Annotated in this window: 2 protein-coding genes; both read left to right on the forward strand. The window is 33.1% G+C overall.

Annotated features, from left to right (window positions below):
• Positions 1–1,356 (forward strand): plasmid recombination protein (locus F3G98_RS10005; RefSeq protein WP_188117001.1); only part of this gene is annotated, 1,356 nt, incomplete at its 5' end.
• An 84-nt stretch (positions 1,357–1,440) separates the two neighbouring features.
• Complete coding sequence (locus tag F3G98_RS10010) at positions 1,441–1,668, forward strand: hypothetical protein (protein ID WP_103575211.1); 228 nt, start codon at positions 1,441–1,443, stop codon at positions 1,666–1,668.
• Positions 1,669–1,935: the final 267 nt, after the last annotated feature.

Below are 1,935 nucleotides of genomic sequence, written 5' to 3' on the forward strand. Positions count from 1 at the left end.
TATGGTAGAGCTATAGGTAGATTTGCACATGCGTGCCGTGAGAAAAATCAGACTGAGCATATAAAGTATCTCAACAAAAATCCAGTCACTACTAATCGCTACAAGCTTCTAAGCGAATTTAATGGCAATGGCAATATGAGAGATGCTAACAGCAAAGATGATGAGCTGCATAATATAGCCTTTATAAAGAATTTACTCAAAGGTTACCAAGAAAGCTTTGAGAAAGACTATACCAAGCAGTCCTATACGCAAAAGCGAAATGGCAAAGATACTGTTATAAAAAAGTCTTGGCGCAAAGATATGCGTAGCTTTTGTGAGATTATCATCACATTTGGTACAGACAGAGAGAAGGAGCCAAAAGAAGGGCTAAACGACGAAGAGTCAAAATTTATAAATGAAAACATACATATGGATAGAGTAATGAGATTTATAAACGCATACTGTGCGAAGTATGGCGCAAAGTGTCTGCTTGTGGCTGAACATAATGACGAGAAGACCAAGCACTTTCATATCTTTTTTACAAACTACAGCTTTGAAAAGCATGCAAATTTGAGATTTAGTGGCAGATCACAAACAGCAAAATTTGGCCAAGAGCTGCAAGATATGGGTGCAGAGGCATTTGAAGGTCAGGTGCTTCGTGGCAAACCAAGTAACAGTAGACATAAAAATTTAACCCAAATGCACCAAATAGCAAGTGAATATAAGGACGAGAAAGAGTTAAAAAGTAAGATTAGAGAGCAGATAATTAGTATAGCAAAAGAACACATAAAGCCAGAATACAAGTTTTTAAGCAAAAAGATCAACTATTTTAGAATGGAAGCTAGTAGCGAAAAAGCCTTTTTAGCAGAATTTACAAATTTAGTTTATGAACGAATGCAAGAGAACATAACCATCACATCTGATGAGCAGTTAAAAGAAAAGGTAGAGCTTCTTGATGAGCAAGTAACAGAACAAAATAAAATCATAGATGAAGATAAAAAGAAAAGCACAAAAATCTTAAAAGAAAAAGAGCAGCTAGAAAAAGAGCTAGATGAGCTAAAAGAGAGCCAAGCTAAGCAAGATAATGAGATAACACATCTTAAAAATAGACTAAAAGCACATACTAATCAGCAAACAAAGATAGATGAGCAAAGTGCATTGATAAAGAGCCAAGATAGAGAAAATCAATCTCTAACACGTAAAACCGAAAGTCTTCAAAGTGAAAATACTGGGCTAAGAGATTTTAATGACAAAAGCTTAGGTCTTTTACTAGAAATAGCAAATATCAACCCAGAGCTAAAAGATATGATAGTAAATGAGATGCCAGAGCTAAGAGGTAAATTTGCAAAAGATGATGCTTTGATGGAGATGGGGTAGCATTAAAAAAGCAAAAAGAAAATATTAGTTCTTTTTAAGTATTAGTGTTCTAAAATGAACCATATTATCAAAAGGAGAGTTACAATGAAAGAAAAATGTGAAAGGCTCTTGAAATTACTAAATGCCAATAAAAATAACGATGGAAGTATAGTTCTTAAAAGAGTAAAGGAAGAATTTCCTGAATACAAAGATTATAGTTCTGAGAAAATTATAGAAGAAGTTTCAAAAGAGTGTGGAAATGAACTCGCTAACCGCTTATCAGAGGCCTTAGAGAGGAAGAAATCTCCGAAAATAGATGGCCCAGATATGTAATAATTTAATTTTAGCTCATCACAACTCAATGCAAATAAACACAGAGACTATTAAGTTGTGATGAGAGTTATTTTAAAAGCATATAGTCTGTTTTATGGTTCTACAAAACAATTTTAGCGAAATAATATGATATTTCATCTCATAAAGAGCCTACAAAAATAATAGATCTTAAAATTCATCAAAGATGGTCAGTAAAAGCAACTAACAATGTTAGAATTATAGTATTCAAAGAATATAGAAAGATATATAGCCAATCTTTATAGTAGG

This window comes from Campylobacter concisus (assembly GCF_902460895.1).
Lineage (GTDB): Bacteria > Campylobacterota > Campylobacteria > Campylobacterales > Campylobacteraceae > Campylobacter_A > Campylobacter_A concisus_BC.